Origin of the sequence: Desulfobacula sp. (assembly GCF_030145145.1) — a bacterium.
In the GTDB taxonomy this organism is placed as follows: Bacteria; Desulfobacterota; Desulfobacteria; order Desulfobacterales; family Desulfobacteraceae; genus Desulfobacula.
This window is the reverse complement of sequence record NZ_JAQYWD010000001.1, coordinates 1-24,637: the sequence shown is the minus strand read 5'-3', so window position 1 is coordinate 24,637 and position 24,637 is coordinate 1. Positions and strand designations below refer to the sequence as shown.

23 protein-coding genes are annotated in these 24,637 nt (G+C 45.4%); 15 read left to right on the top strand and 8 right to left on the bottom strand.

Features of this window, described 5'->3' with window-relative positions; genetic code table 11:
• Position 1 precedes the first annotated feature (1 nt).
• The 14 genes from Q1Q15_RS00110 to mftF all read left to right on the top strand — a co-directional run bounded on the left by Q1Q15_RS00110 (position 2) and on the right by mftF (position 17,214).
• Positions 2-1,720, top strand: coding sequence for an aldehyde ferredoxin oxidoreductase C-terminal domain-containing protein (locus Q1Q15_RS00110; protein WP_300454901.1), 1,719 nt, complete (start codon positions 2-4; stop codon positions 1,718-1,720).
• A 427-nt stretch (positions 1,721-2,147) separates the two neighbouring features.
• The gene (gene mftA, locus Q1Q15_RS00105) at positions 2,148-2,273 is read left to right on the top strand and encodes a variant-type mycofactocin precursor (protein WP_300454898.1); all 126 of its coding nucleotides are present in this window, start codon (positions 2,148-2,150) and stop codon (positions 2,271-2,273) included.
• A 184-nt stretch (positions 2,274-2,457) separates the two neighbouring features.
• Positions 2,458-2,733: a mycofactocin biosynthesis chaperone MftB gene (mftB, locus tag Q1Q15_RS00100; RefSeq protein WP_300454893.1), complete on the top strand. Its 276-nt coding sequence runs from the start codon at positions 2,458-2,460 to the stop codon at positions 2,731-2,733.
• A complete protein-coding gene (mftC, locus tag Q1Q15_RS00095) occupies positions 2,723-3,739 on the top strand; it encodes a mycofactocin radical SAM maturase (protein WP_300454891.1) in 1,017 nt (338 codons plus the stop codon). Before mftB ends, mftC begins: the two co-directional genes overlap by 11 nt.
• A gap of 11 nt (positions 3,740-3,750) precedes the next feature.
• Entirely contained in the window at positions 3,751-5,697 is a 1,947-nt protein-coding gene (locus Q1Q15_RS00090) for an FAD-dependent oxidoreductase (RefSeq protein ID WP_300454888.1), read from the top strand.
• A complete protein-coding gene (locus Q1Q15_RS00085) occupies positions 5,694-7,652 on the top strand; it encodes a mycofactocin system FadH/OYE family oxidoreductase 2 (RefSeq protein ID WP_300454885.1) in 1,959 nt (652 codons plus the stop codon). Before Q1Q15_RS00090 ends, Q1Q15_RS00085 begins: the two co-directional genes overlap by 4 nt.
• Before the next feature lie 55 nt (positions 7,653-7,707).
• On the top strand, positions 7,708-8,775 hold the full coding sequence (locus Q1Q15_RS00080) for an electron transfer flavoprotein subunit alpha/FixB family protein (RefSeq protein ID WP_300454883.1): 1,068 nt from the start codon (positions 7,708-7,710) through the stop codon (positions 8,773-8,775).
• 7 nt (positions 8,776-8,782) lie between these two features.
• Entirely contained in the window at positions 8,783-10,333 is a 1,551-nt protein-coding gene (hmcA, locus tag Q1Q15_RS00075) for a sulfate respiration complex hexadecaheme cytochrome HmcA (protein ID WP_300454880.1), read from the top strand.
• A 39-nt stretch (positions 10,334-10,372) separates the two neighbouring features.
• The gene (gene hmcB / locus Q1Q15_RS00070; RefSeq protein WP_300454877.1) at positions 10,373-11,443 is read left to right on the top strand and encodes a sulfate respiration complex iron-sulfur protein HmcB; all 1,071 of its coding nucleotides are present in this window, start codon (positions 10,373-10,375) and stop codon (positions 11,441-11,443) included.
• Positions 11,443-12,648, top strand: a complete 1,206-nt coding sequence (gene hmcC / locus Q1Q15_RS00065; protein WP_300454874.1) for a sulfate respiration complex protein HmcC — start codon at positions 11,443-11,445, stop codon at positions 12,646-12,648. Before hmcB ends, hmcC begins: the two co-directional genes overlap by 1 nt.
• An 18-nt stretch (positions 12,649-12,666) precedes the next feature.
• A complete protein-coding gene (gene hmcD, locus Q1Q15_RS25410) occupies positions 12,667-12,801 on the top strand; it encodes a sulfate respiration complex protein HmcD (protein ID WP_363320840.1) in 135 nt (44 codons plus the stop codon).
• Between the two features lie 72 nt (positions 12,802-12,873).
• Positions 12,874-14,817, top strand: a complete 1,944-nt coding sequence (locus Q1Q15_RS00060) for a (Fe-S)-binding protein (protein ID WP_300454871.1) — start codon at positions 12,874-12,876, stop codon at positions 14,815-14,817.
• Positions 14,818-14,847: 30 nt separating this feature from the next.
• Positions 14,848-15,723, top strand: a complete 876-nt coding sequence (locus tag Q1Q15_RS00055) for an electron transfer flavoprotein subunit beta/FixA family protein (protein WP_300454868.1) — start codon at positions 14,848-14,850, stop codon at positions 15,721-15,723.
• A 12-nt stretch (positions 15,724-15,735) separates the two neighbouring features.
• Positions 15,736-17,214 (top strand): mycofactocin biosynthesis glycosyltransferase MftF, encoded by a 1,479-nt coding sequence (mftF, locus tag Q1Q15_RS00050; protein ID WP_300454865.1) that lies wholly within the window; start codon positions 15,736-15,738, stop codon positions 17,212-17,214.
• Here mftF and Q1Q15_RS00045 read toward each other — a convergent pair.
• The 7 genes from Q1Q15_RS00045 to Q1Q15_RS00015 all read right to left on the bottom strand — a co-directional run bounded on the left by Q1Q15_RS00045 (position 17,177) and on the right by Q1Q15_RS00015 (position 23,322).
• Positions 17,177-17,494, bottom strand: coding sequence for a hypothetical protein (locus Q1Q15_RS00045; protein ID WP_300454863.1), 318 nt, complete (start codon positions 17,492-17,494; stop codon positions 17,177-17,179). The two genes, mftF and Q1Q15_RS00045, sit on opposite strands and share 38 nt — an antisense overlap.
• 4 nt (positions 17,495-17,498) lie before the next feature.
• Positions 17,499-18,527, bottom strand: coding sequence for a hypothetical protein (locus Q1Q15_RS00040; protein ID WP_300454859.1), 1,029 nt, complete (start codon positions 18,525-18,527; stop codon positions 17,499-17,501).
• Positions 18,528-18,685: 158 nt separating this feature from the next.
• Positions 18,686-19,699, bottom strand: a complete 1,014-nt coding sequence (locus Q1Q15_RS00035; protein WP_300454856.1) for a branched-chain amino acid ABC transporter permease — start codon at positions 19,697-19,699, stop codon at positions 18,686-18,688.
• A complete protein-coding gene (locus Q1Q15_RS00030) occupies positions 19,692-20,564 on the bottom strand; it encodes a branched-chain amino acid ABC transporter permease (protein WP_300454853.1) in 873 nt (290 codons plus the stop codon). Before Q1Q15_RS00030 ends, Q1Q15_RS00035 begins: the two co-directional genes overlap by 8 nt.
• Positions 20,565-20,599: 35 nt before the next feature.
• Positions 20,600-21,295, bottom strand: coding sequence for an ABC transporter ATP-binding protein (locus Q1Q15_RS00025; protein ID WP_300454850.1), 696 nt, complete (start codon positions 21,293-21,295; stop codon positions 20,600-20,602).
• Positions 21,285-22,010, bottom strand: coding sequence for an ABC transporter ATP-binding protein (locus Q1Q15_RS00020; RefSeq protein WP_300454846.1), 726 nt, complete (start codon positions 22,008-22,010; stop codon positions 21,285-21,287). The genes Q1Q15_RS00025 and Q1Q15_RS00020 overlap by 11 nt, the downstream gene beginning before the upstream one ends.
• 19 nt (positions 22,011-22,029) lie before the next feature.
• Complete coding sequence (locus Q1Q15_RS00015; protein ID WP_300454843.1) at positions 22,030-23,322, bottom strand: ABC transporter substrate-binding protein; 1,293 nt, start codon at positions 23,320-23,322, stop codon at positions 22,030-22,032.
• A gap of 476 nt (positions 23,323-23,798) precedes the next feature.
• On the opposite strand from Q1Q15_RS00015, the gene Q1Q15_RS00010 reads away from it, so the two are divergent.
• Positions 23,799-24,299: a response regulator gene (locus Q1Q15_RS00010; protein WP_300454840.1), complete on the top strand. Its 501-nt coding sequence runs from the start codon at positions 23,799-23,801 to the stop codon at positions 24,297-24,299.
• Positions 24,300-24,447: 148 nt separating this feature from the next.
• Here Q1Q15_RS00010 and Q1Q15_RS00005 read toward each other — a convergent pair.
• Positions 24,448-24,637: hypothetical protein (locus Q1Q15_RS00005; RefSeq protein WP_300454837.1), on the bottom strand; the 190-nt coding region annotated here is incomplete at its 5' end.

The window sequence follows — 24,637 nt, the reverse complement described above, 5'->3', positions numbered from 1 at the left end:
CATGAAATTTATCAAGGTCAATATGACCGATAAGTCTACTGCTATTGGTGACGTCCCAGAGAAATATCTGGGGCTTGGCGGCAGAGGCCTTACCTCAACAATAATCAATGCAGAGGTCCCAGCGACATGTGATCCCCTTGGACCGGACAATAAACTGATCATTGCACCCGGTGCGTTAAGCGGAACCAGTCTGGTCAACACCAGCAGGGTTTCCATTGGGGCGAAAAGTCCATTAACCGGCGGCATAAAAGAAAGCAATGCCGGTGGCACAACAGCGGCTGCTTTGGGACATCTGGGTATTACGGCCATTATCATTGAGGGTCAGACAACGGATGACGAATTATATATATTAAGGATTGACGGCCAGGGAGCGGCAAGTCTTGTCCCTGCAACGGAATATAGAGGGATGAAAACCTATGCCCTCACCGAAACCTTGCTTGAAACCTATGGAGAAAAATCGTCCATTCTGGTCATTGGTCCGGCAGGTGAATATCAATTGGCATCCGCTTCCATCCAGGCTTCGGATGTGGATGGCCGACCGTGCAGGGCAGCCGGCAGGGGAGGCATGGGAGCAGTGATGGGGGCAAAGGGAATAAAGGCCATTGTCATTGATCAACAAGGGAAAAATGCTGATGCCATTGCCGATCCGGAAGGGTTTAAACAAGCGGCAAAAGCCTTTGCCCAGTCTGTCAAAGCCCACCCCTTTACAGGACAGTTGCTGCCGGCTCTGGGTACAGCCGGTTTAGTGGGCGCGGTGAATTCCATGGGGGCTTTTCCCAGTCTCAATGCCACCAAGGGGGTGATGGACGGCTGGGAAAAAGTCAGTGGTGAAGCCCTTGCCGAGCTGAACGGAAAAAGAGGGGGCAATAATTCCCATTTAGGGTGTTCTCAATGCATTATACGGTGTTCCAATGAGATTGTAGATGCAAAAGGGGCGTTTGTCACCTCCTCCCTTGAATATGAAACCATCTGGTCAATGGGAGGAATGACCGGCATTGATGATCTGGATATCATTGCCCGGCTGGACCGGCTATGTGATGACATGGGGGTAGATACCATGAACACTGGCGTGGCCATAGGCGTTGCCATGGATGCCGGAAAAATAAACTTTGGTGATGGTGAGGCAGCCATTGATATGCTCGAACAGATCGGACAGGGAACGGAACTGGGAAAAATTATAGGGAATGGCCCTGATGCCGTGGGCAACCATTTCAATCATAAACGGGTCCCCACTGTTAAGGGGCAAAGTATTGCCGCCTATGATCCCCGGGGCATGCAGGGAAACGCGGTGACCTATGCCACTTCCCCCATGGGAGCGGATCATACGGCTGGGAATGTTTTGGGAGAGTATATGTCCGGGGCCCTTGATCCCTTGAAACCTGAAGGTCAGGTCGAAGCATCCAGAAACACACAGATTGCCATGGCAGCGGTGGATTGTACAGGCCTGTGCCTGCTGGCAAGCTTTGCGTTGACAACACCGGAGGGCGGAGAAGCCTTTTTAAAGGTCATGAATGCCAAGTTTGGCACCCAGTTAGGACCGGACGATATACCGGCCATGGGCGTCAGGGTGTTAAAAGAAGAATTGGAATTTAACCGCAAAGCCGGATTAACCAATGCGGATGACCGGTTGCCGGAATTCTTTTATACGGAACCGCTTCCGCCGCACAATAAAGTCGTCTTAATCAGTCCTGAAGAACTGGACACGGCGTTAAATTTTTAAATAAGTGAGGTGAATTAAAGCGCAGGATTCACCATAGGGTATACGGGTGAATATTCCGGATGATCAAGCATCTCAGAGTGTCTTGATCATCTGGATATTCCCGGGACAATAATTATAAAAAGGACAGGCAAAACAATCACATGGATGACACTAAAGCAGATATGGAACCTAATAAGCCGTATACCATTATGAGAAAAACAATTTCAAATTGAAAAAAAAAATATTGCGCTGGTTTTAAAAAGTTTGTCTACTGTATCCCTCCTACGAAAAAATTTCTTTAAATATCATTGGGTTAAGAAAGAAGAGCAAAGAGACATAGAAAATGGCATATATATTGCTGTTTAAGTTATCTGTTTTCTCAGACAAACAGGGGTGTGGTCATTTGGATATTTCAAATACAATAATAATATAAAGGATACGTAAAATAATGAAAGAGCAAGACAATCAGATGAATGACATCAAAGCGGATATTGAAAAGACAGAGGATATTTTTGACACAGAAGAGATTGAAATTGAAGAGATGGCCATTGATGGCATTTGTGGTGTTTATTGATTTAATAAGTTACCCCTCAATTTTCGGATTGGGTCATTTTTACATGGGGTCAGGCTTTCTTTATGGCACTTTTTAACCGTATAGTCATAAAATAGTGATAAAAAACACCATAAAAAAGCCTGACCCCGTCCATTAAAACTGAAAATCGAAAGTTGAGTTACCCCAATAAAAGTGTAGGTCGATTATGACATGTATATCTGAAAAAAAATACCGGTTATCTTCCGGAACACAAGTGAGACAGGAGGATTTTGGCCTTCTTTTTTATACCATGAGGGGGCCACGCCTCTATTTTCTTCCGGTGGGGACGTTTCTCGACCCGTCTTTTTTTACGAGTGACTGCGCGCTTCGGCAATGGGCGGAACAAAAAAGCCGGGAAACAACGGTTTCTGACGGGTATCTTGAAAAAATAGAAAAAAGCCTGGGTCAATTAATTGATAAAGGAGTGATTCTTGAGTTCTAAATTAGCTAGAACGGGCCTGCGGGCACCGGTGAATGTTACCTGGGAAATGACGTTAAAGTGTAATCTGAAATGTGCCCATTGCCTGTCTGATTCAGGGGTGGCAGCAGCAGACGAATTAACGACCCCAGAATGTCGCCGATTGATCGATCAATTGACCCACATGAAAGTGTTCCAGGTGAACATCGGTGGGGGGGAACCCTTTTTCCGGGAAGATTTTTTTGAATTGCTGCAATACGCCCATGATCGACAACTGGTCACCTGTGTGAGCACCAATGGCACCCTTGTGGATGATCGGCTGGCAAAAAAGTTATCCCGGTTGAAAATGCTTTACCTGCAGGTCAGTCTTGACGGTGCCACAGCCCAGGTGAACGATGGGATACGGGGGAAGGGAACCTATGAAAAAATTTTACAGGCCATGGCATGTCTGGCCCGTCATCATGTTCCCTTCAGCATTAATACGGTTTTGACCCGGATCAATTATTCCCAGTTGGATGCGCTTAGAAAAATTGCAGCATCTTTTGGTTCTGAAATGAGGGTGTCCCGGTTCCGTCCTTCCGGACGGGCAAAAAACAGTGTGGACACCCTGGGGCCTGAAAAATGGCAATTGGAGAATTTTGCCCTTTGGCTGGAAAACCATGACCTTGTCAGAACCGGAGATTCGTTTTTTTGTCTGACATCTGAAAAACGCAGAAGAAAGGGACTGGACATGTGCGGGGCAGCTAAAATGACCTGTTGCATTTCACCCAATGGTGACGTATATCCCTGTGCCTTTCTGCAGGAAAGCCCGTTTCACGCGGGAAATGTTCGCAAGGACGATTTTCAGGATATGTGGGATAATTCAATGGTTTTTTCAAACCTGCGGAATCTTAATGTGGAAACCTGCATGACCTGTTCCCGGTTTGATGTCTGTCGAGGAGGATGTCCGGCCATGGCTTACCATACCTACCATGATATTAATATGCCTGACCCTGAATGTCTGGTCAATTTGAAAAAAATAGCAAGTTAAGGAAGGCATTCATGTTTGATCATTTGTTCAGCCCCATTGATTTAGGTAAGATGGTCCTGCCGAACAGAATTGGATTTTTGGCCCACCGGACAAACTTTGCCGAAAAAGGGTGTGTCAGTGACCGGCATACCGCCTATTACCGACAAAGAGCAAAGGGCGGATGCGGCCTTATTATCATTGGCGAACTTTGTATCGACCCTGACGATCGACCCTGGGAGGCCATGATCGACGCCTATGATAGCCGGGTCATCAAAGGGTTTCAAACCCTTACCGGGGCCATACACGAATATGAGACCAAAGTGTTTGCCAACCTGAACCACCACGGGTTTCAAAGCAGTGGCGCCATAACACGCAAGGCATGTCTTGCACCGTCAGCCCAGTCAGATATTGCCTTTGGCGAAACAGGCAAATCAATGGAACTGCATGAAATAAGGTCAGTTGTTATGGCGGTTGCCCAATCAGCAGCCCTTGCTGTAGCGGGGGGCTTTGACGGAATTGAAATCGATATGGGGCCCTATTCATTATTGCGGCAATTTTTATCCCCGTTGAGCAATCATCGCCAGGATGAATATGGCCAAAGCCTTGAAAACAGGATGCGATTTCCCCTTGCTGTTGTTCATGCCGTCCGGGAACAGGTGGGCCCGGATGTGTCATTGGGCATCCGGCTGTGTGCGGATGAAATATTCTGGGGGGCAATAACCCCGGAAGAATCCTGTGAAATGGCGAAGATTTTTGAACGCACAACCCAGGTGGATTTTATTAATGTGGCTGTGGGGACCTATTATAACCTGCACATGCAAATGGCGTCCATGCATACACCGGACAAGTTTGCCTTGGAAACCACCCGACAGATAAAAGGGTCCATCGCCCTGCCCGTCATTGGCGGATATCAGATGGCATCCCCGAAGATGGCGGATGAAGGTATTGGAAAAAAAGATTTTGATGTTGTTGGATTTATTCGAAATCTCATTTGTGATCCTAAAATGCCTGAAAAAGCCCTTAACGGTGATATAAAAGCGATCAGAAGTTGTGTAAGGGACAATAACGGGTGCATTGGCCGCATCAACCAGTCAAAAATTTTAGGGTGCATCCAAAATCCCGGGGTCGGGTTTGAGCATCAGGACAAAACAAACCGTATCAAACCGGATGTTTTCAAGACCGTATGGGTGGTCGGGGCAGGACCGGCGGGTTTAGAGGTTGCCCGGGTGGCATCCCATCGCGGTCATACCGTCACCCTTTACGAAAAAAATACGGTTTTGGGTGGCCAGATCAATCTGCAATGCAAAGCGGCCGGCCGAAAACCCATGGAAGAAGTGGTGCGCTATCTGAGGTATCGGCTTGGAAAAAGGGATGTCCGGGTTGTCACAAAAACACAGGTGACAAAAGAGTTTGTCAAACAGGGTCAACCGGATGTGGTGGTAATTGCCACAGGGTCTGTCCCGTGTGAGAAACCCGTTGATGGCAATTATGGTCCGCCCTTTGTCATCAATGTCCGGGATGTGCTTGAAGAAAAATTTCCCGTGGGAGACCGGGTGCTGTTTGTTGATGAAAATGGGGGACACCATGCAACCGCCACCGTGGAATTGTTGGCTGACCAGGGAAAAAAAATAGATATGGTGACCAGTGACCTGTTTATCGGCATTGGGCTTGCGCCCATCGGAGACCTTTATTTGACAAGACAGCGGCTGCTTCAAAAAGGCGTCACCTTTACAACCAATGTCAGGGTCGAAAAAATTGACGGCAATCTTGTCCATGCCAGACATATTTATACCAATGAATTTATTGAATATAAAGACTATGATACCATTGTCCTGGACATGGGGGATAAAGCAGACGACTCGCTTTATTTCCAGTTAAAGGGGATGGTGAATGAACTCTATAGAATCGGTGACAGTGTTGCCCCAAGAGGGATTGACATGGCGATTCTTGAGGCCAGAAGAACAGGGGAGATCATATGAGTGAGTATCCCTATCTTTTTTCTCCTTTGAAAATCGGATCCACCATCATACCCAACCGGATCAATTTTGCAGCCCATCTGACCAATCTGTCTGAAAACCATCAAATCAGTGATGCGCATATCCATTACTACATGGAGCGGGCAAACGGCGGGTGCGGACTGATCACCACCGAAGAACTGACCGTGCATCCGTCTGATCTGGCCTATGCGAAGTTAGTGGATGCGTTTGTACCTGAAGTGATTCCCGGATTCTTAAAACTGACCCGGGCGATTCATGGAACCGATACCAAAATATTTGCCCAACTCAACCATAACGGCATGCAGGCGGACGGAAAAATTTCCCGACTGCCGGTTTGGGGACCCTCTCCGGGAAAAGATCCCCTGTTCCGTGAAATGGCTAAAGCCATGGAAATAGAAGATATCCGAGAATGTATCGCCTATTTTGCCAAAAGTGCCCGATATGTCGTGGAGGGCGGGTTTGACGGTATTGAACTTCAACTGGGTCACAGTTCCCTGATCCGGCAGTTCCTTTCACCGGCATCCAACTTCAGGGAAGATGAATATGGGGGCAGTTTTGACAACCGATTGCGGTTTTGTCTTGAGGTCATAGCCGCTGTTCGAAAAACGATTGGAAATGAGTTTACCCTGGGTGTCCGGTTAAATGCGGATGAGATGCACCCCAAAGGGGGACTTACCCACCGTGATGCAAAAAAAGTGGCCAAATGCCTGGATGATGCCGGGTTGATAGACTTTATCAACATCAGTCTTGGAACGTTTCATAACCTTTTCCTTGTAGAGGGTTCCATGCATACCCCTCTGGCATATACCACCCCGCTTTCTGCGGGTATTCGTTCTGTGGTGAATCTGCCGGTGTATGCAACCAATCGCATCAATGACCCCCATCTTGCCGAAAAAATATTGGAAAACGGTCAGGGAGATATGGTGAATATGGTGCGGGCGCTCATTGCAGATCCGGACCTTCCCAACAAGGCCCGTTATGGCAAGTCAGAAGATATACGTCACTGCATTGCCTGCAACCAGGGATGTATTGGCCGCATGGGAATGGGATACACCATCGGCTGTATGCAGACACCGTGTGCCGGAAATGAACAAACGCTGGGTAAAGGGACCTTGAGTTTGTGCGATGTTCCCAAAAAGGTGGTGATCATTGGCGCAGGACCTGCAGGACTGGAAGCTGCCAGGGTTGCGGCATTGCGTAAACACCAGGTCATTTTGTTTGATAAGAATGATGCGGTGGGGGGCCAGAATCTGATTGCTGCCAAGGCTGCGGGACGTCAGGAGATCCAGGGGGTGACCCGGTGGCTGAGCAGCCAGGTCAATAAATTGGATATTGATGTAAGACTTGGGTGCAGGGCTGATGCTGAAATGATTTTACGAGAAAATCCCGATGCCATTGTTGTGGCAACCGGTTCAACGCCAAAAAACAATCCGTTTCCCGGGCAGTACCAGTTCCCCCAGGTGGTGAACAGTATACAGATCCTGACCGGTCAGGTCATGGCCGGACCAGCGGTTCTGGTCATTGACTTAAATGGGCATCACCATGGCACTGGCACAGCAGAATTTCTTGCAAACCAGGGAAGGAAAGTCCATATGCTGGTGCCATCCCTTTTCCCCGGATCCGCTTTGGGACCCTTGCAGGATCTGTTTCTGACCAGTCAGCGCCTGGCCCGAAAAGGGGTTACCTGTACCCCTGATATTGCGGTTTTGGAAATCCAGGGGACACTGGTCAAGGGGCTTAACGTTTATTCCAATGAAATGATAGATTTTGAGGGGTATGACACCATTGTCTGTATTGCCGGAAATATGGCAGACGACCGTCTTTATTTTGAGTTAAAAGATACGGGTAAAGAAATTTATCGTATTGGGGACTGTCTTGCACCGAGATTAACAGATAGTGCCATTACAGATGGACATCGTATCGGCAGGCGTTTATGATTTTACTAGAATGGTGAATGATGATATCTGATCATGTGAATACGGAACTATTTTTATGAAAAATACTATTTGGATCTGGATCCATCAAAGAGATGGTCTGATTGATGATATCACCTTTGGGCTTGTGCAGGAAGCAAGAGAACTGGCAGCTGATATGGCGGATACGGTTTCCATTGTGGCCATTGCCATGGGAATTGATTTAAACGACCCATTGGATGATGATCAGGAAAATGCCAACCCGTTAAATTTACTGGGTGGATGTGGCGTTGATCGGGTCATTCAGTTTAAGGGATCTTCAGCGTCAACATATCATGGTGAGTCTGTTGCCCGCGCTTTGTCCGGGGTGATGGAAAAAGAGAGACCCCTATTTTTTCTCATGGCCCATGATGCGGACACGGCTGATTTAGCCCCCAGGCTTGCTGCAATGTTACAACTGCAGGTTGTTACCCGGGCGGTGGATCTGAGTGTTAATGATCAAATTCCAACAGCGGTACGCCCCATAGCCAACGGCCATCTGTTTGAAACACGGACTTACAATTGCAGGACGTCTTTAATTGTAACACTTCTCCCAAATGTGCTGGTGTCATCAGGACGTGAACCGGACCAGGAACGATATCGGGACGAGAAAAATAATATAGTGATCCATCAAATCGATTTACAGCAAAACGAGGAACAAGATTTTAAAACCAGAATTATCAGCACCATTGAAGCTGAGCCTGAAAACCTGGATATTACCGAGGCAGATATCATACTTGCAATAGGAAGAGGGGTTGGCAAACAGGCTGGCAATGAAACCGCTCTGGATTCCGTTTATGAGCTGGCACGTCTTCTGGGTGCATCCGTTGCCGGCACCAGGCCGGTTATTGACAGGGGTGATCTGCCTTTTGAACGGCAGATCGGCCAAACCGGTAAGACTGTCACGCCACGTCTGATTATCAATTGTGGGATTTCAGGTGCAAATGAATACACTGCAGGCATTGAGAAATCAAAACAGGTTATTGCCATAAACACGGATGCCAGGGCCAGGATATTCAGATTTGCATCTCTTGGTATCGTTGGTGACTTTGACCTGATCCTGCCGCTTTTGATCAAACGATTAATTCAATTAAAGGATATTGGATAGCGCAACAATGGTAAACTACGCTAAAACACTATTAAAACGACACAATCTGGTGGTTTTGATTGTCATCTTGTTTGTTGCTGTTGCTGTTGCAAAAGGCATTGAATCAACCTCAGTACGCCTCCCCCCGGGATCTGATATGATACGCATAGATGTCATGAAAACGTTTGGTGATCTTGAGCGGCCAGAGGTTTTTTTTCCCCACGACAGGCACACGGATGCCATTGAAAAGACAGGGGGTGATTGCAAAACCTGTCATAAAATCAAAGAGGATAAAGTATTACAAACATTCATGGCGTATCAATATACAAATGGAAAAGATGCCATGGATACGTTTCATGACAATTGTATTGGATGCCATAAAGACAATACAACCAGAAATCAAAAAACCGGTCCTGTTGCATGTGCTGACTGTCATGATCCCGATCCTCAGGTTTTGTCTTCACGGACGCCCATGGGAATGGATAACTCTCTTCATTACCGCCACTTGACGGCCTATGATAAAAAATGTGAGGTCTGTCATACGGATTGCAAAACCGATACGTATAAAAAAGGTGAAGAAACAACCTGCAGACACTGTCATGAAAAAAAATTGTCTGAAAACAATGTCATTTCCCTGGAACAGGCTGTTCATGACGTCTGCATCAATTGTCATATCGCAAGAACGGCTGAAAAAAAAGAGACCGGCCCTTTCAGGTGTGGCGGGTGCCATGATCCATTGGCACAAAAAGGGATAGAAAAAATTTTCCCTGTCCCCCGGTTGGAAAGAAATCAGCCGGATGTAGTGAACATGAAAACAGGCAACAGGGAGCTTGATGAATCAGGTAAAAACAGAATGAATTTTGTATCGTTTAATCATAAAGGCCATGAAAAGGATAATGATACCTGCCGGGTGTGTCATCACCAGACAATGTCGGCCTGTAATACCTGCCACACCCTGGAAGGGTCCATGGAAAGTAAAGGGGTTTCCCTGGAGCAGGCAATGCATAAAATGGACAGGGATCAAAGCTGTGCCGGGTGCCATCAAAAAATGCAGGATGATATAGATTGTGCAGGGTGCCATTCCTTTTTTTCTAAAACCGGAAAGTCTGATAATGCTTCATGTCTGATGTGTCACACCCAGCCGCTGACAGATGAGGCGTTGGATGAAAATGCAGCTGCTATAATAATTGAACAGCGAGCCCGGGCCACTCAAGCTAAACGTATTGATATAAAAAATATCCCGGAAACCATCATTTTAAAAGACCTTGTTGATACATATGAACCCGTCAACTTCCCCCATGGAAAAATAGTCAACACCATTGCCCGGAATATAAAAGAGAATAAACTGGCGCAATATTTCCATGCTGATACGGGCACCTTGTGCCTGGGATGCCACCATCATTCCCCTGCCACAGACACGCCTAGCCGGTGTAAAAGTTGTCATGGCAAGCCGTTTAATGGAAACACCATGGATAGACCGGGAATTATGGGTGCATATCATATCCAGTGTATGGGATGCCATACCCGGATGAAGATAGACCAGGTGGGCTGCACGGACTGCCACAAGGAAAAACAATAAAATCAGGATGCAGTTTTTATACATTAACGAGATGACGATATGGCCATAACGCGAAGAAAATTTTTAGGATGGCTTGGAGCTGTGGGTGTAGGAACCACAAGTGGCAAAAAGAATGCCCATGCATCTGCTGGAAAGGAATTTGCCGGCTACCCGGACAGCCTGGGTGTTTTGCATGATGAAACAAGATGCGTTGGCTGTAGATCCTGTGAAGACGCATGCCATCGGATTAACAACCTGCCCGAACCTGAAAAACCGTTTAAGGATACGTCAATTTTAAATGACAAACGCAGACCAGATGAAGATTCCTATACGGTTGTCAATAAATATGAAACGTCAAAAGGCGTTCGGTTTAGAAAAATTCAATGCAACCATTGTCTTGAACCGGCATGTGCTTCTGTCTGTTTTGTAACCGCTTTTTCAAAACAGCCGTCCGGTGCTGTTACATATGACCCCAGTGTGTGCGTTGGATGCCGGTATTGTATGATTGCCTGCCCCTTTGAAGTGCCGGCATACCAATATAATGATGCGTTTACGCCGGAAGTTGTAAAATGTACCATGTGCGCTCCCAGGCTTGAAAAAGGTGAGCTTCCCGGCTGTGTGGAAGTCTGCCCCAAAGAGGCGTTAACCTTTGGTAAACGCAATGACCTGATTAAAATTGCAAGACAAAGAATAAGCAAAGATCCGGATCACTATGTTGATCATATTTATGGCGAAAAAGAGATGGGCGGAACAAGCTGGATGTACGTTTCCGATGTTCCTTTTGAAGAAACCGGAATGAGAGAGGATCTTGGGAACACGCCGGCACCAAAATTAACGTCCGGTGCGTTGCATGTTGTTCCAATGGTTGTGGCGTTATGGCCGGTGTTTTTGACAGGAATGTATGGCATGACAAAAAGGCGGGAGAAAATAGCAGCTGTTGAAAAAGCCCATGCTGTTGCAAAGGCAGTACAAGAAGCTGAGACTAAGGCGGCTGACCAACTTTTACACGCCATGGAAACGGCAAAAATTCAGCAGGAAAATGCGTTAATAATAGCCCAGGCAGAAAAAGAAAAAGCGGTTAAAGCGGCTCTTACAAAAACAGATACGCCAAAATCTGAGGAGGACTCCTGATGTCTGAGCAAGACGGTGTTGCAACACAAGAAAATGGCGCCATGGACGAAAAAAACGTTTTTTTTACGCCCTTTAATGTGATTGCCGGGGGGATTGTAATCGTGGGACTCCTGCTTACGATTTTAAGGTTTACAAAGGGCCTTGGTACGGTGACAAACCTTTCCAACACCCAGCCATGGGGTCTTTGGATCGGCTTTGATCTTATGTGTGGCGTTGCCCTTGCAGCCGGTGGGTATACAACATCTGCCGCCTGTTATCTGTTTGGAATGAAACAATATCATTCTGCTGTAAGACCTGCAATCTTAACCGGGTTTCTCGGATATGCAACCGTACTGGTATCTTTGTTATATGATGTGGGACGTCCGGATCGTCTGATCATGGCATATCCTTTTATTGTGCAGCAGGGGACAACCTCTCTTTTATTTGAAGTGGGGTTGTGTGTCATGCTTTATCTTCTGGTTCTTTTTCTTGAATTTTCGCCCATACCCCTTGAATGGCTGGGATTGCGAAAAGCCCGTACCATTGCCGTAAAATTAACCATAATGCTCACCATATTTGGCGTTGTTTTATCAACATTACACCAGTCCTCCCTTGGCGCGCTTTTTCTGATAGCGCCATCAAAGGTTCATCCCCTCTGGTATTCGCCATATATTGCCGTATTCTTCTTTGTATCAAGTATCATTGCAGGGTTATCAATGGTCATCTTTGAAAGTTCCCTTTCCCATAGGGCATTTCATTCAAACATGGGTAAGCCCTATCTTGAAGCGCATGACCCCCTTGTTTTTGGATATGCAAAAGCAGCGGCCCTGGTATTATTTGGATATTTTATCATAAAACTGATGGGCGTTGCCGCCGGCAATCACTGGACCCTTCTTGGGACCCCTTATGGCATCTGGTTTCTTGTGGAAGTGTTTGGCTTTGTTGCCTTACCCTGTCTTCTTTTTACCATCGGCTTTCGGGATAAAAACCCTGGTTTTATAAAATCTGCTGCAATTCTATCCATTATTGGCATTGTTTTAAACAGGCTTAATGTGAGCATCATAACCTTTAACTGGCAAAAGCCGTTAAGTGAAAAATATATTCCCTCCTGGATGGAAGTGATGCTTTCTATCTTTATGGTAACCTGCCTGGTTCTTGTTTTCAGATTTATTGTTACAAGAATGCCGGTTTTTTATGACCACCCTGATTTTACAAATAACCATTAATACGCCGGAACAAGACAAATGGAAAACATGATGTATACGCTTCAAGATTACATGCTGCATACGGAAAATACACTCTATATTATTATGGGAATGTCATTGATCGGTATGGTTTGGTTCTGGTTCTTTTTAACAGGAAACCAAGAAGATGAATAAGTATATGCCCTCTTATTTACAGAATCAAAATCCCTTTTTACAGGTGAATGGTAAAGAAAGATGTATCCTGTTATGAGTTTAAAATACAGTTTGAAATCCATACTGCACTGGACGATAAAACGTCCTGTTATGACGGTGGCAACGTTAATTTTTCATGCAGGGTTTATTGTAATACCCTTTTTTTTAAACGCCCATGTTATCCTGCTGAAAACCACATGGGGGTTTGGCTGGCCAAGCTTACCCGAAAGCGTTACGGATGCTTTAACGTTGTTGGTTATTATCTGCTGTTTTATTTTTTTAATACGACGGCTTGTTTTAAGAAACATCAACGACTTAACAGGCGCATCTAACTATTGGCTTTTGCTCCTGGCTGCCGCACCTTTTATAACGGGATTTCTCGCACACCATCATACGGATAATTATCATTTCTGGCTGGTCTTTCACATCCTTTCAGGAGAGATCCTTTTGGTTACGCTTTTGCTCAGCATTGGTTTATTTATCCTTAGATATTTAAATAAAAAATTTAATTATGAGAAAATTATTTTCCATCGTTTTTTGATTGCCGGTTTGATGGGTCTTTGTCTGGTCATAACCGGTTTTTATGCAAAAGGGCCGGAATGGGCATGGCCTGTTGGTTCGATGGCGTCACTTATCCTGCCCCGGTCTTCGCCAGGCTTGCAGTTCATCCTTAACGCTCATTTTTTTCTTGTGTTGGCAGGGGCCGCGGTTTTAATGCCATCCGGTTTTTTGCGCCATGTGTCTGCATCCACCATAAATATAGTATACTGGCCCAAACGTCAGATGGGTAAACTGGGTACCATTGCAAAGGGAAAAACAGGTTTCAATACCATTGCCAGTCTTTCATGGAAACAGCTTCTGGATGCTGAAGCCTGCGTGTCCTGCGGTAAATGCATTGAAAACTGTCCTGCCGTCATTGCCGGAAAACCCCTGTATCCTGAAAAAATATTACAGAAAATTTTTGGACAAATTAAACAAGGCAATGGGAAAAATACGGAGGGTTTGAATACCATCATCAGCAATGACGAGATCTGGTCCTGCACAACCTGCATGGCCTGTGTCCATCACTGCCCTGTTTATACGGATCCTGTGGATAAAATCATTGATCTGCGACGGCACCAGACGATGTGTGAGAACGCTTTACCTAAAGAAGTGCGGCCCATGATTCGTAATCTGGAGCTGTTTGGTGACACCCATGGAAAAGGACCGGCCCACAGGACTGACTGGATCCAAGATAATGAGGTTGCTGTGTTATCCAGGGATCATTTTCAAACAGATGTGCTGTTGTGGGTGGGGTGTTCCGGCGCATTCAACCCGAGATACACAACAGTTTACCGTTCCATGGTAAGGATTTTAATTCATGCAGGGGTTGAATTTGCGGTTTTGGGGAAAAAGGAACGTTGCTGCGGTGATCAAGCCAGAAGATTAGGGCAGGAAACCGTGTTTAATTCATTGGCTAAGAACAATATCCATGAAATAAAAAAATATACGTTTAAAAAAATCGTGACCCTGTGTCCGCATTGTTTTCATAGTCTTAAACATGAGTACCCGGACCTTGGCGGGCAGTTTGATGTGATGCATGCCAGTGAACTGGTTCAATCCTTAATCAAGGAAAATAAAATTACACCCAGATATCCCCGGAAAAGTTTGCTGACGATTCATGATCCCTGCTACCTGGGAAGAGTGAATAAAATAGTTGAGCCAATCCGAAAAATCAGCAGGGCCATTGACGGGATTGAGATTAAAGAGCTTGAACACCGTCGTGAGAATGGGTTCTGTTGTGGTGCCGGTGGCGGTCAAATGTGGCTCCATGATTCTATTGGACGTCATATCAATCATATCCGGGCCGAGCAAATTGTTGATTCAGGGGCAGATATGGTCGTCACTGCCTGCCCGTATTGCCTGACCATGCTGGATGACGGCATCAATGCCGCTGAACCCAAAAAACCGGTCGAGGCAGTGGATATTATTGAGATGGTGGCATCATCCATTGGATAAGAAGTTAAGAAACAAAAGAATGGGGGTTGCATGAAAATAATTGTCTGCATCAAACAGATTTGTCAAACCTATGCACAAACAGGGGTGGATGCTGAAACACATTATTTGGCTCCTGAAGATCAAATTTTTCGGATAAATCCTTATGATGAAGCCGCATTGGAGATCGCATTAACCTTAAAAGATAAACACCCGGATATTGAAATTATCCTTTTGATCCTGGGACCTGTTATCGTAGAAGATGAACTGAAGAGATGCCTGGCCCTGGGAGCGGATTATCTCTATCAGATTGAGCAAAGCGCCTCTCTGGGATCTCAGGACAAGGCGAAATTTCTGGCCAGGGCATTAGAGACGCTGGCCCCTGATCTGGTATTGTGCGGCAAGGAATCCATGGATCGTCAAAATGGCCAGGTGGCATGTTTTTTAGCCGAATTTTTAAACCAGCCCTTTGTCTCCGCCATAGAGACCCTTAACATGTCTAATGATAACAAGACGGCGGTTGTGCAAAGAAGCTGCGGTCGGGGTGCCAGACAAATCCTTCAATCGTGTCTGCCGGCGGTTTTTAGTGTGGACATGGGGGCTTATGGGTTCAGAATGCCGACGTTAAAGGCCCAGGCAAGGGCCGATATCCAGCCGGTTCATCACGTGACGGGTCTTTCCGATGCTTCTACGGGGAAAAGTATGGTGACGTCTTATATTTCTCCTCCTTGCCCACGGACGAAAAGAACGCTTGCTCCCGACAGTGATTTAGCATCATTTGATCGTATCAAACTGTTGTTGACCGGTAGTCGGATGAAAAAAAAGACCCAAATATTAGATGGCAGCCCTGAATTTCAGGTGACCGGCATGATTTCTTTTTTAAAGGAACACGGTTTTTTAACCCCTGCACAAACTCAGAAATCAAAATAGTACAGCTGGCAGATGGATCCATATTTAAAACCACTGGCATATAAACTGCCTGAAAAAGTGAGCTGTCAAAAAAACGATACGTCTTTGGTTTTGGTCAGAAGTTTTCCTTTAAAATCCATACGGCTTCATGCTGCCTGGAAGGGGGCTTTTGCGCTGTTGTCGTCCAACAGGTTTATCCCGCTGGAAAAAATTGTGAGCGGCTGCAGGGCCATTGATCCTGAAAGCGTTGAACTTTTTTTAAATGATCTGGTTCGCAAAGGATTTCTTGAACAGGAAGGGATTGCTCGGATGACGTCGTATCCGTATGTGTCTGTCATTATTCCTGTTCAAAACCGACCGGAAGAAATCACTGCCTGCCTTGAGTCTTTGGCCCGGCTGACCTATCCTTCGGAAAAAATTGAAATCATTGTGGTGGACGATGCATCCACCGACCATACACCGGACATCATCAAAAAATTTAATGTCCATCTTATCGCGTTAGCGGAAAACAAAAAAGCCCCGTTCTGCCGGAACCTGGCAGCTCAAAAAGCCAAAGGGGATATTCTGGCGTTTATAGATTCAGATTGTACGGCGGATCCCCTATGGTTATCTGAATTGATTCCCGCCTTTAAAGACCCTTCTATCGGTGCTGTTGGGGGCCGGGTAGACAGTTTTTTCCACACAAGTCCCCTGGATAAATATGAACAGGTCAAGTCATCCTTGATGATGGGAACCCATGCAAAAAGATCCCGGGAAAATGAAAATTTTTTTTATGTTCCCTCGTGCAATCTTCTGGTAAAGCGGGATCTGTTTCTTAACATTGGCGGGTTTAATGAGGCGCTTGTGGTGGGAGAGGATGTTGACTTGTGTTGGCGATTGCAGGATGCAGGCCATCCGGTGGAATTCAGGCCCATTGGCAAAATTTTTCATAGGCACCGCAACAAGATACGTCCTTTCTGCCGCAGACGGTTTGAGTATGGTACCTCAGAACCCCTTTTACAGATATTGCATCAGAATCGGAGAAAGCAGTTCTTTTTACCTGTTTGGGGATCATTGTTCTGGTCTGTGGTCCTGCTGTCCATTGTTTTTTCATATCTGCCGTTCTTATTCCTTTGCCCCCTCATCGTTCTTGCAGAGGGGATGACAAAACAGGCCCAAATCAAGCAGGGCCGGATACCTGTTCGTGCATTTGACCTTTTTTCAGCCATTGTTCGTAGTTATGCCGCATTATTTTATCATTGCTGTTCATTTGTTTCCCGGTATTATTTAATCTGGTTTGTTCCGGTGCTGTTGATCTTTCCATGGGTGTCCATCCTCTTTATTTTTGTCCATTGCCTATCGGGTCTGACAGAGTATGTTTTAAAAAAACCGGAATTGAATATTTTTGGATTTCTGTTTTATTTTTCCTTGGAACAGATTTCCTATCAGCTAGGCGTGTGGTTTGGATGTATTCAACACAAGTCTTTCCGTGCGGTTAACCCCGTTGTGGTAAGTCAGCGACAAACCGGGTGAATTCTATTCCGTTGAAATTTTTATTCTCCTTTTCTCCCCTGTCCAGATGTTCTGTGTCAGGGGAGGCCTTAAAATTTTCAGAGTTAAAAGGGGGATAAACGACAAACTGGCCTTGACGAAGGCCTTCTGTAAAGGATGTTGCGCCGTATTTTCCTGGTTTTGTGATCTCGTAAAATACGGAAGTTGCCAGGACAACCTTAAATACCCGGGTCAATGGTTCAAACAATTTGATTCTTTCCAGGAGAATGGCGGATGAGGCATCGGTATAAACAGGTGTCATGATATTAAATGATCGCTCCATAAATAAAAAAGCCATAAAGACCCATCAAAACTATTCCGGCAAGCCGCGGTAATTTACCGAAAAAAGCCATGAATAAAAAGTGTCCGGCTGAAGCCCCCATAATAATGAAAATGGCCAGTTCAAATGACGGGGACACCGTGATGGGCGAAAATAAGGCAAAAAGCCCTATGCAGAAAGGGATGCAGATATGGCAGTCACCGATCTGGGAGGAATATGCAATGTCGGAACGGTGAACAGCCGAGTAATACACAGCTAAAAATGCATTGGGAAGGACCATGAGAAGGCCGCTTAAAAGCCCCAGGTTGGCTTTGGAGAAAAACCCCCTGCCGTGGGTTGAGATCCATTGAATAAGCGTTTCAATACTTGAAAATATGCCCCAGGCGCAGATGCCGATAAGCAGGAGATCTAAAAATATTCTTTTTTTAATGGTTTTTGACCTTCGGGTATTATTTTTTAATACATCAAACATGGGGACCAATTGCCAGAAAAAAAAGATCCCCACCAGCAGCATTCCGTCGGCAGCCGTAATCCTTCCATCCTTTGATACAAAAAAGACAGATAGACTGAAAAATACCAGGGCCAGAATACTTAATAAAAGGGATAAGTGGTTTATTTTTGTTTCATTACCGATCCTTTTGCCCGTCTGGAAAAGATCCAGTCCCCACAGCATGGCGGGAAAAGCAAGAACAAGGGTCAGGGTCGTCACATTGTTCACCAGGCAGTTTTCAAGAACCAGGGCACCGTCAGAACCTTGCCTGGCAAGAAGATAGGCAAAGCACAGGTTGGGAAATCCGCTGAAATAGGGCATGATAAGGGTCCCGATAAGGGTTCCTTGGAATCCGTTTTTTTCAACGGCATTGAGCCCCACGATCATTAATAGGGAGCAGGCCATAAAACAGATTAACACCTGCCACCATCCGGGGGTCAGCAACAGGGCCATGAGCCTGTAAAGACCTTCAACGGTTTTGATATTGTCAAGAAAAGCTGCGCCCTGTGCGGTTAAATAATGCAATCCCAAGATTCCCAAAATTAAGCGTAATGTGTTGTGAATGAATAAAAGATTGCAGGCGGGAAATCAAGCAGATTCACGGGTTCGAAAAAGTTTTAGATCCTCAGTGTTTTAGACACTATGCATGCTTTTTTGTGATGGTTTTGTCTTTAAAACTGTCGTTATCCCTTTTTCATGACCACGGTGGCACCGGTCGGGAACAGGTTGATATTAAACCGTTTGCTTACCATTCCCCACAGTCCGTTGGGGACAAACAACATCATGGCAATCGCCACAAGGCCCAGCGCAATGATATACCAGGTACCGAAATCAGACAGGGTTTCCCTGAGGAAAAAATAGAATAATACACCGATAAAAGGACCTTCAATGGTTCCAATGCCGCCAATGATCACGACAAAAATTAACAGGGCCGACCATTCAACAGAAAAGGTTGCATATGGATTGATAAACATGGTGTTTAAATAAGATATGGCCCCGGCACATCCGGTAAGGAAAGCGGAAATGATAAAAACAATAAATTTAATCCGCAGAATATTAACCCCAACACTCTCAGCACTGGCCTCATTGTCTCTGACAGTTCTGACAGCCAGTCCGAATCGGGACCGAAGAAGGAAATAAACCAGGAAAATTGTAAAAACAGTCAGGAACAATGCAACCCAGTAAGTTCCGCTGGTCCTGTATTCCCTGGGTATGGTCTTGATCACCCGGGCAAGGGTAAGACCGGATCCACTGCCGAATTTTTGAGTATTTAATATCACAATTCGGAATAGTTCGGCCAGAACCCAGGTCCCAATGGCAAAATAGGGTCCGCGAAGACGAAACAGGGCCGGTGCGGATAGAATGCCGACCACTGCGGCAGCCAAACCACCAAGAAAAACGGCAGCAAAGGGATTCAACCCTGTTTCGATAGAGGTGACAAACAGGCCATAGGCACCGATGCCAATAAATGCCTGCTGCCCGATAGATACAAATCCGGTAAATCCTGCCAGTAAATTCCAGGCCTGGGCCATAATCATCAGGGCCATAATCTCATTCATCAAGCGGAGCGTACCGGTACTGCCGAATAACGGAAAAACAGCACAGAACACTGCTGCCAGGGCCAGAATAATAGGACCGGCAATTGGTTTTTTTATCTGCCATGAAAAAGAGGATTTTACTTGAGGTGTATCAGGCATGCTGGGTTTCCTTTGATAAAAGTCCTGAAGGCTTTAACAATAAAAATAGAAAAAAGACAAGATGGCCGGCAAACTCGCCCCAACCGGATCCGATCCGGTATCCAATGGTCTGGGCAATACCAAGGGACATTCCGCCAAGCAATGTGCCCCAGATGGAGCCCATACCTCCGATAATGACTGCCTCAAAGGCAAACAGCAGCTGGAGTCCTCCGGCCAGGGGGAAAAAGGAGGACTTGATACCGAAAAGGGTGCCTGCAATTCCGACAATTGTCATGGACAACCCCATCCCCAGGCAATTGATTTTTTTTGTATCCACTCCCATTAAACTCGTGATTTCAGGGTCATCAACCGTCGCCCTGACAATCATACCAAACTTGGTAGATTCCATGATCTGGTGCAGAATATAGTAAACCACCAGTGTGGTGACAAGTATGGTGATGGGCAGCCACCCGATATGGAGTGGCCCAATATTTAGGCTTGCCACTTCAAAAGCCCCCACATCAAGACTTTTGGCATCGGCAGAAAAGAACTCCTGAAGTAAATTATGTAAAATGATGGATAATCCGAATGTAATCAACAAGGGGCTGAGTTCACCACCATCAACCCCCTTGTTTAAAATCGTTTTTTGAAGGGCATATCCGAAGAGAAACATCAACGGGATAACGATAATAATGGCTAGCAGGGGATTTAAACCGAACAGTCCACAGATCACCAGGCATAAATAGGCGGCCACTACTAAAAAATCACCATGTGCAATATTGACGATATGCATGATGCCAAAACTTAAAGACAGTCCAAGGCCTGACAATGCAAAAAATCCACCCAGCAATACACCCTGAATCAAGGTATCTATCCATGCTATCATAAATTCTCGCTTTTTATTTTGTAAAAGATTGTTGTTTAATTACCGAAATATGCCTTTGCAATCAGGTTTCTATCTGCATTTTCCCGGGTTCCGGACAGGACAATTTCCCCTTCTCGAATGCATAGAAAAGAGTTGCTTGCTGCAATCGCCTGGTTGATATCCTGCTCCACAATGATCAGGCTGAGTCCTGTTTTTGTGACGGTTTCAAGGGTTCGGTAAATATCTTTTATCACCACAGGTGCCAGACCCAGAGATAATTCATCACACAACAGCAACCGGGGATTAGACATGAGTGCCCGCCCAACAGCAACCATCTGCTGCTGTCCACCGGAAAGTTCGGTTCCCATTCTTTTTCTAAATCCCTTGAGAGGGGGGAACAGGTCATAGACCCTTTCCAGGGTCCACTCCTGTTCCCGCTTATTACACTGGCCCATGATCAAATTCTCTTCCACTGTCAGGGACGGAAAAAGTCTCCGACCCTCGGGTACCATGGCGATGCCCATGGCCGAGATATCATAGGGCCTGTATGCTGCAATATTTTTTTTGTTGTAAAGAATCTGACCGCCAGTGGGGCGGATTAAACCGGTAATACAGCGGAGCAAAGAGCTCTTCCCTGCCCCATTGGCACCGATCAGGGCAAGGGTTGAGCCTTCTTCCAATGATAATTCCACGCCAAACAATGCTTGTATTTCACCATAACCTGCCTTCAACTCTTTAATCTCAAGAAGCATCTTCTACATCCAGTCCCATATAGATTTCATGGACCTCGGGCAACGCCATAACGGTATTTGGATCGCCGTCGGCTATCTTGGCACCAAAATTGATGACCAACAGGCGATCCACACACGAGGTCAACGCATGTACGATATGTTCTATCCAGATAACCGAGATTCCTCTTCGGCCAATTTCTTTTAAAATATCAATCAAATCATGTATTTCACTTTCAACCAGACCTCCGGCAATCTCGTCAAGCAACAATAATTTGGGATCTGTTGCCAGGGCCCGTGCCAGTTCAAGGCGTTTTCTGTCTAATAAAGACAAGGATGAACACGGGGTATTCAACTGGTCGGCCAAGCCACTGAGTTCAATGGCCTGAATGGCAAATTTATCTGCTGTTTTTCCGCTCAAACCAGCTCCGAAATTGGCAGCCACACGGGCATTTTCGAAAATGGTCATCCCATGAAAAGGCCGTGGTATCTGGAAACTTCGTCCGATACCGGCCATGCACCGTTTAAATGCAGGAAGGCCTGTTACATCCTCTCCCAGAAAAAATATTTTTCCGCCGTCCACAGAAATCTGGCCGGATATGGCCGAAAAAAGCGTTGTTTTACCAGCGCCATTCGGCCCGATAATCCCGAGCATCTCACCCTGGGATAATTCGCAGGACATATTGTGTATGACTTTAAGACTGCCATAGCTTTTCTGGATATTTTCCAATTTAAGCATTGATGCCTTCCTGCGTTTTTTACTTGAGATCTGTCATCAGTTTTAACTCCGCTTGAACCGGAACTTGAGGCGCTGCATTATTATTGACAATCAACAACTCATATTTGTATTTGCCGCCCAGGCGCCATTGCCCGCCGACCAGAGTCGTTTTGGAAACATTTTTAATCGGCGTGTCGGCCCAGTTGATGCCCCCAACAATGGTGTCCATCTTCATTTTAGCCAGCGCTTCACGAACAGCGTCTCGATCATGTGGATCGCCGGCCCGTTTTAATGCCTCAATACCGATTTCCCAGATAGCATGGGCATAGCCCAGGGGCTGAGTCCACTGCCGCCCTGTCTCTTTCTCATAGGCGGCTGCCAGTTGTGCAGCGCTTTCACCAGTTAAAGAAGATTTATACGGCACATTGGGATGCCACCAGATTTCCGTTGTAAGACCATCACCCCGGTTTCCCAAAACTTCAAGCCCAGATGGAAATAGCAGGCAGGCGGCCATGGTAACTACTTTTGGTTTAAGACCCTGTTGAGCAGCCTGGCTCCAGAACGTGGCCCAGTCCTGAACATAAGAAAGCCCGGTAATAATATCGGTATCCCCGGTTTTAAATTTAGCAATAAAAGGAGAGTAATCCTGGGCCCCTTCTATGAACAAGCCACCATCAACTTCTTTATATTTGATAGATGCAATGGCTGCTGGAAGGCCAAATTCCCTGTTGGCAAAAGCCTGGCCTGACGGGTTGTTTGCATACAATCCCCCAACTATTTTATTGGTCTCAACAGAGGTCCACATATCTGTATAACACTTCATTACATCTTCAAGACCCCAGAAAAAATGGAATGTCCAGTCAAATCCAACAGCCGGATCTCCTTTTCTCGGAAACATCCAGGCCTGCCAGGGCATCATGGTGGAGACCAACGGGACTTCATTAATTTCAGCCTGGTCAGCTGCCGTAATCGAGCTTAGGCTGTCCTGGACCAAAAGCAAGTCTACTTCGTCTTTCAAGATCAACTGTGCTGTAAGGTTTGCGGCTCTATCCAGACTGGACTGACTGTCCTTTTGAAGAATTTCAACGGTGTATTTTTTCCCTTTGATAACCAGTCCATCCTTTAACAGGGCTTTAACTTTTGAAATCATGTACGGGTCAGATTCAGAGAATTCAGCATGGCTGCCCGTGATCGGGCTGATATACCCGATCTTGATTGTATCAGCTGCAAAGGCGTTTCCCATGCTGATACTGCAGATCAAGGTGATAAGTAAAGCCCATGCCAAACCTGATAAAAATGCTGCAGTCCCATGTGTGCTTTCTGATTTTTTCATACGCTTGCTCTCCTCCTTAGTTTATGTTGGACATCTTCATTATATTCAGCAATATGTATGCCATAGTGTGGTTTTTGGACAGTCAATCATATAACATGCTTATTTTAATGGATTAATTGATGATATAGACGATGTAAAAACCGATTAATCACTTTAATTTTCATAAAGATTCTTTCACTTTGGTTTTTCAATTCTCATTTTGAAAAAAAGATAATTCATTTTTCGATCTTCAGTTTTAAATGGCCAACCCCGAAAGTTGAGTTCATAAGAAAGGAAATAAGAGGGTTGTCTAAAATAAAGATGTTTTCATCTTAAAAACCCTGTGATAATAATTGGACGGGTGGATCGGACAATTGGCTTAAAGAGCGCTTAAAGAATCCGTATTAAAGCCGCTTAACCGACAACGAACTTCGCCCATAAACCCAAATTTCAAACCTGCTATAAAATCACACGGTATTTGAATATGGAGGATACAAATGATAAAACAAAGCCCCTTAAAAGATAAACTGATCCTGGCAGTTGATGATGAAACGGATGTCCTGGAATCGATAAAGGACGAATTGGACATGTGCATCGTTCATACGGCAAAAACTTATGAAACAGCACTTCAATATCTGTTAAGTTACTCTTATGATATTGTGATTTTAGATATCATGGGGGTAAATGGCTTTGAATTGCTGAAAGATTCCGTTTCAAGAGGATTTCCCACAACGATGCTGTCTGCCTATGCCATAACCCCCGAGGCTATAAAAAAATCGATAAAGTTGGGGGCGGTCTTTTTTCTTCCAAAAGAAAAATTATCTGAACTCACAGAGTTTTTAGAACAAGTTGTCCTCAATGAGGGCAAACCCCTTTGGAAAAAGATGTTTGACAAGTTTGAAAATTATTTTAACCGACGATTTGGACCGGATTGGCAGAAAAAAGATAAATTTTTCAAGGAGTTTGAGGCATCCCTCCGCATTGTAAATAAAGAGTGAGCAGTGACGCAGGCAAGCGCGGATGCTTTGCGGCATTGGATCAAAGACCCTGGTTTTATATTTTATCCGTCTGGTTCTTAATGCCTGGCAATATCGGGAATCCGGCAAAGCAAACTTCTTGCCGCCGAGTCCGTTGGGATGTAACACTTTAATCGGCCATACATGAATCACTCATGAATTCAGACAGATAAAAATTAATCGATTTTATTTTAAAAAAAGGTTTGACAGAAGTAAAAAATTCATGCATTATCTGCCGGTCTTCTCGAGAGACGGTTTGAGTGTCCTCGGGGAGTTTTTTTTTGATCTTTGAAAATTGGTCAGTGAGAAATTTTAGAGCG

Excerpts from the sequence above, each read along its gene's own strand:
- Q1Q15_RS00020 (WP_300454846.1), bottom strand. The coding sequence starts at position 22,010 with ATGCTTAAATTGGAAAATATCCAGAAAAGCTATGGCAGTCTTAAAGTC.
- hmcB (WP_300454877.1), top strand. The coding sequence starts at position 10,373 with ATGGCCATAACGCGAAGAAAATTTTTAGGATGGCTTGGAGCTGTGGGT.
- Q1Q15_RS00045 (WP_300454863.1), bottom strand. The coding sequence starts at position 17,494 with ATGACACCTGTTTATACCGATGCCTCATCCGCCATTCTCCTGGAAAGA.
- mftF (WP_300454865.1), top strand. The coding sequence starts at position 15,736 with ATGGATCCATATTTAAAACCACTGGCATATAAACTGCCTGAAAAAGTG.
- hmcD (WP_363320840.1), top strand. The coding sequence starts at position 12,667 with ATGGAAAACATGATGTATACGCTTCAAGATTACATGCTGCATACGGAA.
- Q1Q15_RS00055 (WP_300454868.1), top strand. The coding sequence starts at position 14,848 with ATGAAAATAATTGTCTGCATCAAACAGATTTGTCAAACCTATGCACAA.
- Q1Q15_RS00010 (WP_300454840.1), top strand. The coding sequence starts at position 23,799 with ATGATAAAACAAAGCCCCTTAAAAGATAAACTGATCCTGGCAGTTGAT.
- Q1Q15_RS00030 (WP_300454853.1), bottom strand. The coding sequence starts at position 20,564 with ATGATAGCATGGATAGATACCTTGATTCAGGGTGTATTGCTGGGTGGA.
- Q1Q15_RS00035 (WP_300454856.1), bottom strand. The coding sequence starts at position 19,699 with ATGCCTGATACACCTCAAGTAAAATCCTCTTTTTCATGGCAGATAAAA.
- Q1Q15_RS00015 (WP_300454843.1), bottom strand. The coding sequence starts at position 23,322 with ATGAAAAAATCAGAAAGCACACATGGGACTGCAGCATTTTTATCAGGT.
- hmcC (WP_300454874.1), top strand. The coding sequence starts at position 11,443 with ATGTCTGAGCAAGACGGTGTTGCAACACAAGAAAATGGCGCCATGGAC.
- mftA (WP_300454898.1), top strand. The coding sequence starts at position 2,148 with ATGAAAGAGCAAGACAATCAGATGAATGACATCAAAGCGGATATTGAA.
- Q1Q15_RS00110 (WP_300454901.1), top strand. The coding sequence starts at position 2 with ATGAAATTTATCAAGGTCAATATGACCGATAAGTCTACTGCTATTGGT.
- Q1Q15_RS00090 (WP_300454888.1), top strand. The coding sequence starts at position 3,751 with ATGTTTGATCATTTGTTCAGCCCCATTGATTTAGGTAAGATGGTCCTG.
- mftB (WP_300454893.1), top strand. The coding sequence starts at position 2,458 with ATGACATGTATATCTGAAAAAAAATACCGGTTATCTTCCGGAACACAA.
- Q1Q15_RS00085 (WP_300454885.1), top strand. The coding sequence starts at position 5,694 with ATGAGTGAGTATCCCTATCTTTTTTCTCCTTTGAAAATCGGATCCACC.
- hmcA (WP_300454880.1), top strand. The coding sequence starts at position 8,783 with ATGGTAAACTACGCTAAAACACTATTAAAACGACACAATCTGGTGGTT.
- Q1Q15_RS00025 (WP_300454850.1), bottom strand. The coding sequence starts at position 21,295 with ATGCTTCTTGAGATTAAAGAGTTGAAGGCAGGTTATGGTGAAATACAA.
- Q1Q15_RS00080 (WP_300454883.1), top strand. The coding sequence starts at position 7,708 with ATGAAAAATACTATTTGGATCTGGATCCATCAAAGAGATGGTCTGATT.
- Q1Q15_RS00060 (WP_300454871.1), top strand. The coding sequence starts at position 12,874 with ATGAGTTTAAAATACAGTTTGAAATCCATACTGCACTGGACGATAAAA.